Genomic DNA, 14,130 nt, shown 5'->3' with positions numbered 1-14,130 from the left:
GCCGTGACCCAGGGCCCTCCTCCCCCCGGCCGGAAGGACTGGGGCAAGCCGTGAAGGGTCCCTTCACAGTCGAATCGACTGTGAAGGGACCCTTCACGGCCAACGTGGAGATCCCCGAAACTGGGAGCATGCGAGCGAGCCGCCTGGTTTCCCTGCTGATGCTCCTCCAGGCCCGGGGCAGGATGACCGCCCAGGAACTGGCGGAGGCGCTCGAAGTCTCCGTCCGGACCGTCTACCGGGACGTGGACTCGCTCAGCTCGGCGGGCGTGCCGGTGTACGGCGAGCCCGGGCACGACGGCGGCTACCGGCTGCTCGACGGCTATCGCACGCGCCTGACCGGCCTGACCGCCCCCGAGGCGGAGTCGCTGTTCCTGACCGGCGTTCCCGGTGCGGCCGCCGACCTCGGCCTGACCGCCGCGGTGACGGCGGCCCAGCTGAAGCTGCGCGCCGCGCTGCCCGCCGAACTGGCCGACCGCGCCGGGCGGGTCGCCGAGCGGTTCCACCTGGACACGCCCCCGTGGTACCGCGAGGGGGAGGCCACCCCGCACCTGCCGCTGATCGCGAACGCGGTGTGGGAGCGGCTTCCGGTGCGGATGCGCTACCTGCGCTGGGAAGAACCGCGGAAGGTCACCCGCACCGTCGACCCGCACGGGCTGGTGCTCAAGGCGGGCCAGTGGTACCTGGTGGCGCGGGCCGGTTCCGCGTTCCGCACCTACCGGGTCTCGCGGATCCTGGCGGCCGAGGTGCTCACCACCCCGTTCGACCGCGCCGAGGGCTTCGATCTGGCCGCCCATTGGGCCTCCTACCTGCGAGGATTCGATCAGCGGCGGTATCGGGACGAGGCGGCGGTGCGGCTTTCGCCGCGCGGGCTCGAACGGCTGCCGGAACTGCTGGAGGCCGCCGTGGTGGCCGCGGCGCGGACCACGGCCGAGGCGCCCGACAGCGAGGGCTGGACCACAGTAAGAGTGCCCATAGAATCCACCGAAGCGGCGCTGGCCGCGTTCCTCCAGCTGGGTGCCGACGCCGAGGTGCTGACACCGGCGGGTCTTCGGGCCCGGATGATCGAGACCATCGTCTCACTCGGCTGCGTGTATGCCACGAATGGGGGACGCTTATTTGACCGATTCCAGAAAGAGTAGGACGGTGAAAGGGTCATGGCTTCACCACCGGTCGATGCGGACGGCGTGGCGCTGGAGGCGTTGCGTGAGGCCGGTCTGCGGGTGACGAAGCCGCGGCGGGCTGTTCTGGCCTGGCTGGCCGAACATCCCCACTCGACGGTCGACGCCATCGGCGCGGGCGTGCGCGAACAGCTGGGCTCGGTGTCCACCCAGGCCCTCTACGACGTGCTCGCGGCGTGTACGGAAGCCGGGCTTCTCCGGCGGATCGAACCGGCGGGCCACCCCGCCCGGTTCGAACGCCGGGTCGGCGACAACCACCACCACCTCGTGTGCCGCCGGTGCGGCCGCACCGAGGACGTCGACTGTGTGACCGGGCAGCGGCCCTGCCTCACGCCGAGCGACGAGCGCGGGTACGCCCTGGACGAGGCAGAGGTCGTGTTCTGGGGCCTGTGCCCCGATTGCCTGGCCACGCCGGACGATCGCCACCTCGAGGAGACGCGACATGACCCGAATCCAGTCGGAGCCCTTCACCACCGATGACGCCGGCATTCCGGTGGAAAGCGACGAGCATTCGCTCACCATCGGACCGGACGGCCCGATCCTGTTGCAGGATCACTACCTGATCGAGCAGATGGCCCAGTTCAACCGCGAACGGGTCCCCGAACGGCAGCCGCACGCCAAGGGCAGCGGCGCCTTCGGACGGTTCGAGGTGACCGGGGACGTGAGTGCCTACACCAAGGCCGCGGTGTTCCAGCCCGGCACCACCACCGACGTGCTGATCCGGTTCTCCACCGTCGCCGGGGAGCGGGGCAGCCCCGACACCTGGCGCGACCCGCGCGGTTTCGCGGTGAAGTTCTACACCACCGAGGGCAACTACGACATGGTCGGGAACAACACCCCGGTGTTCTTCGTCCGCGACCCGCTGAAGTTCCAGCACTTCATCCGCTCGCAGAAACGCCGCGCGGACAACAACCTGCGCGACCACGACATGCAGTGGGATTTCTGGACCCTGTCCCCGGAATCGGCGCACCAGGTGACCTGGCTGATGGGGGACCGCGGCATTCCGCGCACCTGGCGGCACATGAACGGGTACAGCTCGCACACCTATCTCTGGGTCAACGAAAAGGGCCGGAAGTTCTGGGTCAAGTACCATTTCAAGACCGATCAGGGCATCGAGTTCTTCACCCAGCACGAGGCCGACCAGATGGCGGCGGCGGACACCGACTACCACATGCGGGACCTGTTCGAGGCGATCAAGCGCGGTGACCATCCCAGTTGGACACTGCAGATGCAGATCATGCCCTTCGACGACGCCAAGACCTACCGGTTCAACCCCTTCGACCTGACGAAGGTGTGGCCGCACGGGGACTACCCGCTCGTCGAAGTGGGCCGCATGACGCTGGACCGCAATCCCGCCGATTTCCACACCGAAATCGAGCAGGCCGCGTTCGAACCGAGCAACCTGGTGCCCGGGATCGGGCCGAGCCCGGACAAGATGCTGCTGGGGCGGCTGTTCTCCTATCCGGACGCGCACCGGTACCGCATCGGGCCGAACTACAAGCAGTTGCCGGTCAACGCGCCGCGCTCGCCCGTGCACAGTTACAGCAAGGACGGGCCGATGCGCTACCAGAACGTGTCGGACCCGGTGTACGCGCCGAACTCGAAGGGCGGACCGCGCGCGGACACCGAGCGTTACGGCGAACCGGCGGGCTGGTATGCCGACGGCGAGATGGTGCGTACCGCGTACACGCTGCGCGAGCAGGACGACGACTGGGGCCAGGCGGGCACCCTGGTGCGGGACGTGCTCGACGACGCGGCACGGGACCGGCTGGTCGACAACATCGTCGGCCACCTGCTCAACGGGGTGAGCGAACCGGTGTTGCAGCGCGCCTTCGAATACTGGCGCAATGTCGACAAACCGCTCGGCGAACGGGTCGAAAAGGGCGTGCGCGGCAAGCAGGGCGAAAAGGACCCGAAGGCCGCCGAGCAGGCGAACCCGGCTCGCACCTCGATGCAGCGGAAGGCCTGACCGCCGCCTCCTGGTGTCCCGTCTTCCGCGGGGCGGGTTCCCCGCTGCTCGTAGGCTTGCCGGGCAAAGGCGGGACACAAGGAGGTTCACTGTGGGAGATCTGCTCGGTGCCGCGGCCACCCCGCCCCGGAGGCGGCTGCGCGAGCTGCTCGCGACCGGGGAGCCTCTCGTCGCCCCGGGCGCCTACGACGCGTTGTCGGCGCGCCTGGTGGAGCAGGCGGGGTTCGGGGCCGTGTACATGACGGGCTTCGGCACGACCGCCTCCCTCATCGGGCGCCCGGACGTGGGACTGCTCTCGGGCGCCGAGATGACCGCCCACGCCGCGCGCCTCGTGTCCGCGGTGGACGTGCCGGTGATCGCGGATGCGGACACGGGCTACGGCAACGCGCTCAACGTGGTGCGCACCGTGCGTTCCTACGAGCAGGCCGGGGTGGCCGCCCTCCACCTCGAAGACCAGGTGATGCCGAAGAAGTGCGGTCACATGAGCGGTAAGGCGGTGATCGGCGCCGAGGAGATGGCGGGCAAGATCCGGGCCGCGGCCGCGGCGCGGCGCGACCCGGACCTGGTGCTCATCGCCCGCACCGACGCCGCCGCCGTGCACGGCCTTGACGACGCGATCGCGCGCGCGAAGCGGTACGCCTCCGCGGGCGCGGACGTGCTGTTCGTCGAGGCGCCCACCTCCGAGGAGAGCATCGAGCGGATCGGCGCGGAACTGGCCGGGGTGGCGCCCCTGGTGTTCAACTGGGTCGAAGGCGGGCGCACCCCGGCGATCTCGTTGCGGCGGATCACCGAACTCGGTTTCTCCCTGGTGCTGTTCCCGATCGGCACGCTGCTCGCCGCGACCGCGGGCATCCGGTCGCTGCTCGGCGCGCTGCGGGCCGACGGGACCCCGGCGGCCGTCCTGGGCGAACTGCCCACCTTCGGCGAGTTCACCGAGCTGATGGGCCTGCCCGAGGTGCTCGAACTGGAGCAGCGCTTCGCCGGCGGCTGATCAGGCGTGGCGGCGCGTCAGCCCGAGGTAGGACAACGCCAGCACGGCCAGCACCGCCCCGGCCCCGGCCGCCACGCCGGTACCGGCGGGCAGGACCAGCCCGCCGAACACCGTGCCAAGGCCGATGCCGAGGTAGATCGCGGAGGCGTTGAGCCCCACCACGAGTGCGGTCTCCCCGGGTGCGGCGGCGATCAGCCGGTGCTGCTGCGCGGGCGTCTGGCACCACGAGCTGGCGCCCCACGCCGCCATGAGCACCCCGGTCAGCACCGGCGAGGACGTCCCGGTCGCCACCGCCAGTGCCAGCGCGGCCAGCCCCACCGCCATCACCGCGTAACCGCAGGCGAGGACGCGCACGGAACCCCAGCGATCGGTCGCGGCCCCGGAGGCGAGGTTTCCGGCCACGGCCCCGGCCCCGTACAGGAAGAGCATGGCCGTCACTCCCGGCGGGGCGACGCCGACCGCGCCGAGCACGGGCACGCTGTAGGCGTAGACCGTGTAGGCGGCGCCCATCCCGAGCACGGTCAGCGGCAGCACGGCGAGCACACCGGGCCGCCGCAGCATCGCGAGCCGGTCGCGCAGCGGGACCCGCGGGTTTCCCGGCAGGACCGGCATGATCGCGAACACGCCCGCGGCGCACACCCCGCACAGGGCGGCGACCAGTGCGAGCGCCGAGCGCCAGTCCAGCGCGCGCCCGGCCAGATTGCCCAGCGGCACGCCCAGCGCGGTCGCCACGGTCAGGCCGCCGACGACCACGGCCAGCGCCCGCGCCCGCTGTGCGGGAGCCACCAGCGACGAGGCGACCGCCCCGGCGTTGGGGGTGAAGGCGGCCGCCCCCAGCGCGGCGAGCACCCGGGTCGCGATCAGCACCGGATAGTCCGGGGCCAGCGCCGAACCGGCGTTCGCCACGCCCAGCACGAGCAGCGCCCCCACCAGCAGCGCCCGGCGCGGCAGGCGGGCGGTCAGGGTGGCGAGCACGGGAGAGGCCACCGCGTACGCGGCGGCGAACACGGTCAGCGACTGGCCCGCCGTGGCCTCGGAAACCCGCAGCGAGGCGGCCATCGCGGGCAGGAAACCGGCGACGACGAACGCGTCCGTGCCGACCGCGAACGTGCCCAAGGCGAGCACGAGAGTGGACGCGAGGCCCCGCGGCGCGATGCGCTCCCTCGCGATCGGAGTAATCGGGATATTAGCCATCCCCATTCCTTTCCTGACAAGACAAGGGTTTTGCTCCGATGAAGCGCCGCGCTCAGCCGCCCATCCGGGCGTACCGGCGGCGCGTGCGTTCGGCACTGGCGGCCGGGGCCGCGGCCATCAGGTCGGCAATGGTCTGCGCGGCCAGTTCCCGGCGCCAGGCCAGTTCGGCGCGCCGCATCGCGGTGGCGATTCCGCACGCGCTCCGGAATTCACTCGCGGCCCCCAGTCCGCTCACCCCGCGCTGCCGGATCTCCTGGCAGCGAAAGGGTTCCACCGGACCTTCCACGGCGGCCACGACGTCCATCAAGGTGATCCGCTCCGGCGGCCGGGCGAGCGAAAAGCCGCCACGGACCCCCGGAACCGAGGCGAGGATTCCCGCGCGGGTCAGGGCCTGCAGCCGCTTTTTGAGGTACTCCGGCGGCAGGTCGAACCACGCGGCGAGCCTGCCCGTCGGCACCGGCCACTCCCGCTCCAGCCAGGCCAGCGTCACGCAGCAGTGCAGGCCCCACTCGACCCCTTCACCCAGTCGCACAACCGGGATCTTAACTGTCCCGGTTTGCCCGGGCGGGGTCAGGGCGCCGGATCGGCGATGATCGTGCCCATCGCGCCGCGCTCGGCATCGGCGAGCCGGTGCGTCAGGAAGGGATAGGTCCCCGGCTGCGGGAAGGTGAGTTCGACGAATCCGCCCTCTCCCGGTTGCAGGTCCAGCTCCTGCGCCGCGCCCGCGCCCGGCGTCACCAGGTACGCCCCCTCCTTGTAGACGGTGTCGAACTGCGTTCCCACCACGTGGAACGCGGCCGGGACGTTCGGCCCCGCGTCGAGTACCCACAGCCGGACCCGCTTGCCCGCGGGCACGTGGATCGGCGCGGTGCGGTACTGACCGGCGTAGCCGTTGAACACCACGAGATCGGGGTTCGAAGACAGCAGGCGGCTCCGCTGCGGCACTCCCCCGCCGTCACCGAGGTAGAACTCCGACTGCACGAACACCTCCGAGGCTATGGAAGCGCCCGCACTGTCCGAAGTGGGCGGATCGATCACCACCGCGCCGTACATGCCCATCGCCACGTGCTCGATCATCGGCTCGGTACCGCAGTGGTAGAGCCAGATCCCGGCGTACTCCGCCCGGAACCGGTAGACCAGCTCCCCGCCCGGCGGCACCGGCCGCATCACCGTCCCCGGATCCACCTGGCTGGCGTGGAAGTCCAGCGAATGTTCCATGGTGCCGCCGTTGACCAGGTGGACGGTGAAGGTGTCCCCGACCCGGCCGTGCAGCACCGGCCCCGGCACCGTCCCGTTGTAGGTCCAGACCTCCTGCCGCACCCCCGGGGCCACCTCCTCGGTGCGCTGCTCGACCCGCAGCGTCACCGTGTGCTCGGTGCCGCCCGGCGCGGGCGCGAGCGCGGCGTCGAAGGGCTGCCGCGCCGGTTCCGGGGCGGGCGATCGCACTGGCCCGGGGGCGGAGTCCGCGGTGCGGATGGTCAGGGTCATCCCGGCCTCGTGGTGGCCGGGCACGGTGCACCAGGCCTGCTCGTCGTGCTCGACGGCCCCCAGGTCGACGGTCTGCTCCTCCCCCGGCGCGAGGCCGTGCGTGCCGCGGCCGCCGTCGAGGCGAAGATCATGGCTCAGGCGCCCGGTGTTGCGCACCGCCAGCACCAGATCGGTGCCGGGCCGCACCACGATCACCGAAGGCGTGACGCTGAACTCGTCGAGCGTGACCGCCACCGGCACCCCGGAGGCCGCGGTCGCCGCGGGCCCGCTCGCGGGCCGCTCGCCGCGGCCGGGCCAGCCCGCCGCGACCAGGCCGAGCGCCACGACCACCACCGCCACACAGCCGACGGCGAGCGCCTCGTAACCGGCGAGGCGCCACCGGTCACCCGGTTCGCGCGCGGGCCGCCGGGACAGCACGAGCGCGACGACCACCAGCACCGGGAACGAGCCGAAACCGAGCACCACCAGCGCCCAGGCCGGCACCCGCAGCGCCGCGCCCGAAGGCACCGCGAGCAGCAGCACGCCCAGGTTGCCCAGCCCGGCGCGAGCCTGCCAGGCCCACGACAGCACCGAGGCCAGCCGCCGGTTGCCCACCGGCCCGCCGCCAAGGGTGACCGGAATCAGGAAGGTCAGCGCCCCGGTGAGGATCTGGGCCACCACACCGAGGGCGAGCACCGGCACCAGCAGGTGCGCCAGCAGGCGGTCGGCCGGTCCCGGCCCGGAGGCGAGCGCGGCGACGTCGGCCACCAGCGCCACCAGCAGCCAGCCGTGGCCGAGCAGCAGGGCCATCGGCGCGGCCTGCCTCGGCGCTTTCGCCCGCATCTCCGTGACGGCGGGCAGCAGCGCCCGCACCACCCCCGCCGTGTACAGGGCCATGCCCGCGGCGGCGACCCAGTGCAGCGGTGGCCACCACGGACCGGCCAGCAGCGCGGCCGCGGCCACGGCGAGCCCCGCGGTGACCGGGACCAGCGCCGCGCGGGCGGCGCGCGGGGCGTCCTCGGCCATCCTGGTGCGCAGGACCGCGGGCCAGAGCATGAACTGCGTGCCGAGCACGGCCAGGCCCAGCCAGCCGAGCAGGTTGAGGTGGGCGTGCGCGAGCCGGACCGCGGGTTCCCACGCCGCGGAGGCGATCGCGCCCGTACCGAGCAGACCGCCGAGGGTGCCACCGACGGCGAGCGCGGCGCCTGCGGCGATGTAGTAGCGCACGGCGATACGCAGGCGCCCGGCCAGTACGGCGGCCGAGGCCATCCGCACCAGCGCGGCCACGTGCCCGAGCACCGCGAGCACCACCGCGCTCGCCCCGGCGGCGACGAGCCACGGCAGCCGCGCGGGCACTCCGGCCAGTACGGCGGCCACCCCGAGGTTGAGCGCCACCAGCCGCGCGCTCGCGGCGCGCTCCGGGCCGGGGCGCGCGTGCAGCAGGGCCTGGGCGAAATGGCGCGTGTAGACGAAGACCGCCGTGGTCGCGGCACCCAGCGCCAACAGGTGGAGCGCCAGCCAGGACGGCATCGCGACGAGCCCGGGCATCGAGCCGAGCACCGCGGCCGCCACCAGATAGGCCGCCACGATGCCCGCCGTGACCGCATGCCGCCGCTTCCGCGGCGAGGCGGCGGGCTCCGCCACCGGCAGGCTCCGGTATGCCGTCGTCTCCGGCCCGTGCTCAGCCACCGCCACTCCCCGTTTACACCATCACATTAGTAGAAACGAGATCAGCTTAGCCACCGGTGCACCCGGACGACCAGGGACCGAGGTCCCGACCGCGCCGCCGTGGCGGCGGGCGTGGATGATCGGCGCATGCTCGAGGTCTCGTGGACCACCGTCCGGCTGTTCCTGCACGTGCTCGCGGCCACCGTGTGGGTCGGGGGCCAGCTCACCCTCGCCGCGCTGGTACCCGCCGTCCGCGGCGTCGAAGGCGTGCCGAAGATCGCCGCCCGCCGGTTCAACCAGGTCGCCTGGCCCGCCTTCGCGGTGCTGGTGGCGACCGGGGTGTGGAACATACTGGCCGAGGCGGACAAGGACAGCGGCGCCTACCGCACCACCCTGATCGTCAAGCTCGCCGTGGTCGCCGCCTCCGGCGTCACCGCCTTCCTGCACGCCCGCGCGCGCAGCACGGCGGGACTGGCCGTGTTCGGCGCACTGACCGGCGTGACCGCGCTCGGCTCACTGTTCGTCGGCATCCAGCTCGCCGGTTAGGCCCTGTATCGAAGTGGTTTGCGTGGCGGTGCGGGTAGCGGAACCTGACGCGGTCCCTCGCTGTGGGATCGCCTCCTCATGAATGCCCAATTCACCACGTCGGCGCTGTCCTCGCCAAGAACCGCCTCAGAACCCGCGGCGGTGCCGGTTGACGGCCCGCCGCAAGCGGCTCCGCCGCTGAGATACACGCCCTTAGGGTTTCCACTAGTTAATATGGTTTTATGACCGCACCCTGGCGCATGGCCCGGCCCTTCGTCGTCCTCGGCGCGGCCTGCGTGGTGGGCGGGGGGCTGGCCTCGGCGGCGACCGCCCCGATGGCTTCGATGCACAGCGCCTGGGCGGTGGCCTACCTGGTCCTGGTCGCCGGCGCGGCCCAGATCGCCCTCGGCCTCGGGCAGGCGTTCCTCGCCCCGGCGCCGCCCGGCGGGCGGCGGCTCGGCATCGAACTGGCCGCCTGGAACGGGGGAAACGCCGCGGTGCTCGCCGGCGTCTTGGCCGGGGTGCCCCCGCTCGCCGACGCGGGCGGAGCGGCACTCGTGCTCGCCCTCGCCCTGATGACGGCCTCCGTCCGGGGCGGTGGTCCCGAACTGTGGCGGACCCGCCGCGCCTTCCTGCTACTGGTGGCGGTGCTGCTGGTGAGCATTCCGGTCGGCCTCGTGCTGGCCCGGCTGCGATGACCTGCCTCACAGCACTTTTTAACAAGCGATTTCGTAATTACTATGGGCGGTGTATCCCCAGCCGAGAGGACTTCCCGTGACTTCCGCATCCGTCCACATCCGGGACACCAGCGACGATCGCGAGGTCCATGCGGCCGCGGCGATCCGGGAGGAGGCCGAGCGGATGGCGCTGGCCTTCGAAGCGAAGGTCGCCCTGCTCGCCGACCTCGAACTCGACCCACCGGTCCGCCAGGCCGCGCACGCGGCGCTGGCCGCCTTCGCGACCGGCAGGCTGCGCCCGTACCTGGAGGCGGCCGACGAGATCCTCTACACGGCCGCCGAGAACGCCGAGCGGACGCGGCTGCTCGTGCGCGCCCTGCGCGCCCAGCAGGAAGCGATCGACCGCCGGATCTCGGAACTCGTCGCGGCCACCACGACGGCACGGGCCGCGCACGCCGCACGCGCGGTGGCGACCCTGCTGCAGGGGCAGATCGCGGTCATGCACACGGTGCTGCTGCCCGCACTGGCCGGACTGCCCGGCACTGATCTGGCCCGGCTGGCCGGGAACCTGACGGCCCTGCTCGCCGGCGGCCGCATCCCTCCGGCCCGTCACGGCCTCGGCTGACAGACCGGTTCGACCGGATCGGTCCGGTCAGCGGCGGGACAGGTGGGCCAGGCAGAGCGAGGGTTCGACGAAGGGCTCCAGCCGCCCGGCCTTCAGCGGGGACCGCACTTCGGCCAGCACACCGCGCATCAGCCCCAGGTGCAGCGAGCACACCACGTCCCGGTGCCGCTCGGCCACCTCACGGAACGGGCAGTGGTGCAACGGGATGACGGCGTCCTGGGAATTCCCCGGGCCCGCGGCCGGATTCTCCGGGTCCACGGCTTCGCCCGGGGCGAACCCGGCGTCGGCGAGCACGGCGGTCAGCCGGCGCAGCGCGTCTTCCGCATCGACCTTCAGCGAAGGGGCGGGCCGGTCGGCGAGGTAGCGGCCCCAGGCCTCCCCCGCGGCGACCGCGGCGCGCGCCGGTTCCGGCACCGCGTCGGCGACCAGCCCGGTCAGCATTTCCGCGAGCAGGCGGTAGCTGCGCTGCCCGGCGGGCACCTCCGCCGCGGCCGCCCGGTAGACCGTGCGCGGGCGGCCCGGCTGGCTGCGCTCCTCGGACTCCCGCTCGGCCAGCCCGGCGTCGACCAGGCCGTCGAGGTGGAAGCGGGCCGTGTTCGGATGCAGGCCGGTCCGTTCGGCCACCTCCTGCACCCCCACCGGCCCGCTTCCGGCGCGCAGCACCGAGAGCACCCGCGCCCGGCTCTCGCCGAGTGCCGGTCCTTGGCCGGGATCGGTCAGCATCTCACCCATGCCACCAGTTTAGCCGAGGGTGGTAGTAGAAACTACGCGGACGCCGGGGGCCACTCCGCGACCAGCGGCGTGTCCACCCCCACATCGCCGAGCTTGGCCGCCCCGCCGGGACTGCCCAGCGCCTCGTCCCGGCCCGGCAGCGGCTCGCTGAAGAACCGCGCGTTGTCCCCGGCGTGGACGGTCCACCGTTCGGGCAGGTCGTCCTCGTAGTAGATGGCTTCCACCGGGCACACCGGCTCGCAGGCGCCGCAGTCGACGCACTCGTCGGGATGGATGTACAGCGACCGCGCCCCCACGTAGATGCAGTCGACCGGGCATTCGTCCACGCAGGCGCGGTCCATCACGTCCACGCACGGCTCCGCGATCACGTAGGCCATCACGCCTCCCCTGTTTTCTCCAAAGCCTCCTCGTCAAAATAATCCGGCGTGGCGCCGGGCGCCAGCGAAGGCTCCCCCTCCACGGCCAACACCCACGCGACTTTGCCGGAGCACGGCGCGGGACCCGGCGCGCGGCTGAAGTCGCACCCAGCCCGAACGGCCTTCTGCCGCCACACTGGAGATGCCGATCACGCCGAAGACGAACGATGCTGGGACGACAAGTGGGCGACGAGCTTTCCGCTGAACCGCTGGCCACCACCGCCGGGCCGCGCCCGCCGTCGTTGCCGCTGGGCCGTCACCCCCGCGACCTGGTCGTGCTCCTGCTCGCCGCGGGCGTGGTCGCGCTGTGCGCGTGGGTGGCGAGGGGCGAGGGCGTCAACCCCGTCGAACTCGCCATCTACGAGCAGATCGGGCGGCTCCCGTCGGCATCGGCCGCGGTGTGGCGGGTGATCAGCTGGGCGGGCGGCTGGCCCGGGATCGCCGTGGTCGGCACCGTCGCGCTGTACCTGAAACGGGTCAGGCTCGGGCTCGAATGCGTCGCGGCCGGGGCGGTGGGATGGGTGCTGTCCGGAGTGCTCAACGGACTGGTCGGCAACCGGCCGGTGCCGCTCGAACTGTTCGGACTCGACGGCATCCGGCTGCCGGGCCCGGAGGGCTTCCCGTTCCCCTCGTCCCACACCGCGGTCGCCGCGGCGATGGTTTCCGTCGCGGGCCCCTACCTCAAGGCCCGCTACCGCCACCTGGGCTGGGTGCTGGTGGTGCTGGTCGCCGCGGCCGACGTGTACCTGGGCTACCACCTGCCGGTCGGGGTGTTCGCGGGCGCGTTCCTCGGCTGGGGGGTGGGTGCGGCCTTCCACCTGGTCCTCGGCGCACCCGGCCGGCAGACCTCGGCGGCCGCGGTGCACCAGGCGCTCGCGCGGTCCGGCCTCGCCCCGGAGAAGATCGTCCAGGTGCGCGGGCACGTGCTGGGGCCGCTGCAGTTCATGGTGACCACCGCGACCGGCGACCGGCTCCGCGTCGAGGTGGTGCGGAGACTGCACCGCCGCGCCGGTCCGTGGTACCGGCTGCGCCGGCTGCTGGCGTCGCTGGAGGTCGAAGACGAGCCGCCGCTGTCCAGCACGTACCACGAGGCCGAGCACGAAGCGCTGGTCACGCTGCTGGCCGAGCACGGCGGGGTCCGCACGCCGCCGATCGTGCTGGCCTGCCAGGCGCCGGACGGCTCTTCACTGCTGGTACGGCGCCAGATCGAAGGCCGCAGACTCACCCGCCTCGGCGCGGACGAGATCACCGGCGCACTGCTCGACTCGGTCTGGGCGCTCGTCGCCCGGCTCGGCGAAGCGCGGATCGCCCACCACGACCTGCGCGCCAAGAACTTCCTCGTCGACGACACGGGCACGCCCTGGCTGCTCAACCTCACCCTCGGCAAGGCGGGCGCGGGCACCCAACGGACCACGGGGGACGTCGCCGAGGCGCTGGTCTCGATCACCTCCGTGGCGGGGGTGGAGCGGGCGGTCGCGAGCGCGGCGAGGGTCCTGCCCGCCGAAACGCTGGAGGCGGCGCTGACCTATCTGCAGCCGCTCGCGCTGCCGCGGCGGATCCGCAAGCAGCTCAGCGACGAGCGGTACCTGCTGACCGACCTGCGCGAAACGCTCGCCGAGCGGATCGACCGGCCCATCCCGCCGTTCCGCTCACCGGTCCGCCCCGCCACCGTCGTGGGGCTGCTGCTGTTCGGCGGCGCCATCTACACGCTGCTGCCCCAGCTGGGGAGCCTGCGCGCGGTGGTGGAATCGCTCAACGAGGCGAGCTGGACCTGGCTGGTGATCACCGTGGTGACCGGGCTGGTCGCCATCGTGTTCGCCGCGGTGTCGGTGATCGGCTCGAGCCTGGACCGGCTGCCGTTCTGGCACACCACGGCCGTGCAGACGGCCGCCGCGTTCACCGGGCGCACCACCCCGGGCGGGGTCGGTTTCTTCGGGATCAACGTCGCCTTCATGGAACGGCTGGGCATCCGCCGCTCGCGGGCGGTCGGGGTGGCGATGCTCAACATCGCCGGCACCGGCGTGCTCGGCGGCATCTGGTCGGTGGTGGGTGCCTTCGGCGTGGGCACCGCAGGCCTGCTCACGGGCGTGTCGATCCCGCACACCTGGCCGGTGGTGGCCGCGGTGGCCGGGGTGGTGGCCATCGCGGTGGCGGTGCTCGCCTCCCCGTTCGGCCGCCGCAAGGTGATCCGGCCCGCCCTGCAGATGACCCGGGACCTCGCCGCGACCCTGCGCACGCCCCGCCGTGCGGTGCAGCTGTTCGGCGGGGCGGCGGCCTACCTCGCGGTGTCCGGGCTGGGGCTGGTGACGAGCCTGGCCGCGTTCGGCGCGCAGGCCCCGGTGGCGGCCGTGCTGACCGTGTTCGTGATCGGCCAGACCTTCGGGCACATCATCCCGACCCCGGGCGGGCTGGGCGCGGTGGAGTCGCTGATGGTCGGCGGGCTGGCCGCGATCGGCACCCAGCCGACGATCGCGGTGGCGGCGGTGCTGACCTCCCGGCTGCTGACCTACTGGCTGCCGGTCCTGCCGGGCATCGCGGTGTTCCGCTACCTCCAGCACCACCGCATCATCTGACGCCTCTTCCGGCAAAGTCGGCCGAGTGTTGGCCGTGAAGGGTCCCTTCACAGTCGATTCGACTGTGAAGGGACGGCGGATTCATGCGGTGGTTGCAATTTGATCTATTTAGGAC

13 protein-coding genes are annotated in these 14,130 nt (G+C 72.6%); 8 read left to right on the top strand and 5 right to left on the bottom strand.

From position 1 onward, the window contains the following. Positions 1–128: 128 nt before the first annotated feature. The 4 genes from FNH05_RS16860 to FNH05_RS16845 all read left to right on the top strand — a co-directional run bounded on the left by FNH05_RS16860 (position 129) and on the right by FNH05_RS16845 (position 4,138). Positions 129–1,139 carry a helix-turn-helix transcriptional regulator gene (locus FNH05_RS16860; RefSeq protein ID WP_144589302.1) on the top strand — a complete coding sequence of 337 codons (1,011 nt, stop codon included), beginning with the start codon at positions 129–131 and terminating at the stop codon, positions 1,137–1,139. Positions 1,140–1,154: 15 nt separating this feature from the next. Continuing rightward, the gene (locus tag FNH05_RS16855; RefSeq protein ID WP_144589300.1) at positions 1,155–1,658 is read left to right on the top strand and encodes a Fur family transcriptional regulator; all 504 of its coding nucleotides are present in this window, start codon (positions 1,155–1,157) and stop codon (positions 1,656–1,658) included. Beyond that, positions 1,621–3,147, top strand: coding sequence for a catalase (locus FNH05_RS16850; RefSeq protein WP_144589298.1), 1,527 nt, complete (start codon positions 1,621–1,623; stop codon positions 3,145–3,147). Before FNH05_RS16855 ends, FNH05_RS16850 begins: the two co-directional genes overlap by 38 nt. A gap of 91 nt (positions 3,148–3,238) precedes the next feature. Next, positions 3,239–4,138, top strand: coding sequence for an isocitrate lyase/PEP mutase family protein (locus FNH05_RS16845; protein WP_186382582.1), 900 nt, complete (start codon positions 3,239–3,241; stop codon positions 4,136–4,138). On the opposite strand, the gene FNH05_RS16840 is transcribed toward FNH05_RS16845, so the two are convergent. The 3 genes from FNH05_RS16840 to FNH05_RS16830 are packed head-to-tail and all read right to left on the bottom strand — an operon-like array spanning position 4,139 to position 8,488. Continuing rightward, on the bottom strand, positions 4,139–5,332 hold the full coding sequence (locus FNH05_RS16840; RefSeq protein ID WP_144589294.1) for an MFS transporter: 1,194 nt from the start codon (positions 5,330–5,332) through the stop codon (positions 4,139–4,141). It lies immediately after the preceding gene. 52 nt (positions 5,333–5,384) lie between these two features. Then, positions 5,385–5,864 carry an RrF2 family transcriptional regulator gene (locus FNH05_RS16835; protein WP_144589292.1) on the bottom strand — a complete coding sequence of 160 codons (480 nt, stop codon included), beginning with the start codon at positions 5,862–5,864 and terminating at the stop codon, positions 5,385–5,387. A 38-nt stretch (positions 5,865–5,902) separates the two neighbouring features. Continuing rightward, a complete protein-coding gene (locus FNH05_RS16830; protein WP_144589290.1) occupies positions 5,903–8,488 on the bottom strand; it encodes a multicopper oxidase domain-containing protein in 2,586 nt (861 codons plus the stop codon). Between the two features lie 126 nt (positions 8,489–8,614). Between FNH05_RS16830 and FNH05_RS16825 the strand changes: the two genes are divergently transcribed. From FNH05_RS16825 to FNH05_RS16815, 3 genes are all read left to right on the top strand, one after another. Next, positions 8,615–9,013: a CopD family protein gene (locus FNH05_RS16825; protein ID WP_144589288.1), complete on the top strand. Its 399-nt coding sequence runs from the start codon at positions 8,615–8,617 to the stop codon at positions 9,011–9,013. Positions 9,014–9,234: 221 nt separating this feature from the next. Further along, positions 9,235–9,690, top strand: a complete 456-nt coding sequence (locus tag FNH05_RS16820; protein ID WP_144589286.1) for a hypothetical protein — start codon at positions 9,235–9,237, stop codon at positions 9,688–9,690. 76 nt (positions 9,691–9,766) lie between these two features. Then, positions 9,767–10,294 (top strand): hypothetical protein, encoded by a 528-nt coding sequence (locus tag FNH05_RS16815; RefSeq protein ID WP_144589284.1) that lies wholly within the window; start codon positions 9,767–9,769, stop codon positions 10,292–10,294. A gap of 27 nt (positions 10,295–10,321) precedes the next feature. Here FNH05_RS16815 and FNH05_RS16810 read toward each other — a convergent pair whose 3' ends face one another. Both FNH05_RS16810 and fdxA read right to left on the bottom strand, forming a co-directional pair. Further along, the gene (locus FNH05_RS16810) at positions 10,322–11,026 is read right to left on the bottom strand and encodes a helix-turn-helix transcriptional regulator (protein ID WP_144589282.1); all 705 of its coding nucleotides are present in this window, start codon (positions 11,024–11,026) and stop codon (positions 10,322–10,324) included. Positions 11,027–11,058: 32 nt separating this feature from the next. Next, positions 11,059–11,403, bottom strand: a complete 345-nt coding sequence (fdxA, locus tag FNH05_RS16805; RefSeq protein ID WP_144589279.1) for a ferredoxin — start codon at positions 11,401–11,403, stop codon at positions 11,059–11,061. A 206-nt stretch (positions 11,404–11,609) separates the two neighbouring features. On the opposite strand from fdxA, the gene FNH05_RS16800 reads away from it, so the two are divergent. Beyond that, on the top strand, positions 11,610–14,015 hold the full coding sequence (locus tag FNH05_RS16800; protein ID WP_144589277.1) for a lysylphosphatidylglycerol synthase domain-containing protein: 2,406 nt from the start codon (positions 11,610–11,612) through the stop codon (positions 14,013–14,015). The last annotated feature ends 115 nt before the right edge of the window (positions 14,016–14,130 follow it).

The organism is Amycolatopsis rhizosphaerae (assembly GCF_007713715.1).
Taxonomy (GTDB): domain Bacteria; phylum Actinomycetota; class Actinomycetes; order Mycobacteriales; family Pseudonocardiaceae; genus Amycolatopsis_E; species Amycolatopsis_E rhizosphaerae.
The sequence above is the reverse complement of the archived record's forward strand: the minus strand, read 5'-3'. Positions and strand labels throughout refer to the sequence as shown.

Bases quoted from the DNA above. Each gene is read 5' to 3' on its own strand.
- FNH05_RS16860 (WP_144589302.1), top strand. From the start codon at position 129: ATGCGAGCGAGCCGCCTGGTTTCCCTGCTGATGCTCCTCCAGGCCCGG.
- FNH05_RS16855 (WP_144589300.1), top strand. From the start codon at position 1,155: ATGGCTTCACCACCGGTCGATGCGGACGGCGTGGCGCTGGAGGCGTTG.
- FNH05_RS16850 (WP_144589298.1), top strand. From the start codon at position 1,621: ATGACCCGAATCCAGTCGGAGCCCTTCACCACCGATGACGCCGGCATT.
- FNH05_RS16840 (WP_144589294.1), bottom strand. From the start codon at position 5,332: ATGGCTAATATCCCGATTACTCCGATCGCGAGGGAGCGCATCGCGCCG.
- FNH05_RS16825 (WP_144589288.1), top strand. From the start codon at position 8,615: ATGCTCGAGGTCTCGTGGACCACCGTCCGGCTGTTCCTGCACGTGCTC.
- FNH05_RS16820 (WP_144589286.1), top strand. From the start codon at position 9,235: ATGACCGCACCCTGGCGCATGGCCCGGCCCTTCGTCGTCCTCGGCGCG.
- FNH05_RS16810 (WP_144589282.1), bottom strand. From the start codon at position 11,026: ATGGGTGAGATGCTGACCGATCCCGGCCAAGGACCGGCACTCGGCGAG.
- fdxA (WP_144589279.1), bottom strand. From the start codon at position 11,403: ATGGCCTACGTGATCGCGGAGCCGTGCGTGGACGTGATGGACCGCGCC.
- FNH05_RS16800 (WP_144589277.1), top strand. From the start codon at position 11,610: ATGCTGGGACGACAAGTGGGCGACGAGCTTTCCGCTGAACCGCTGGCC.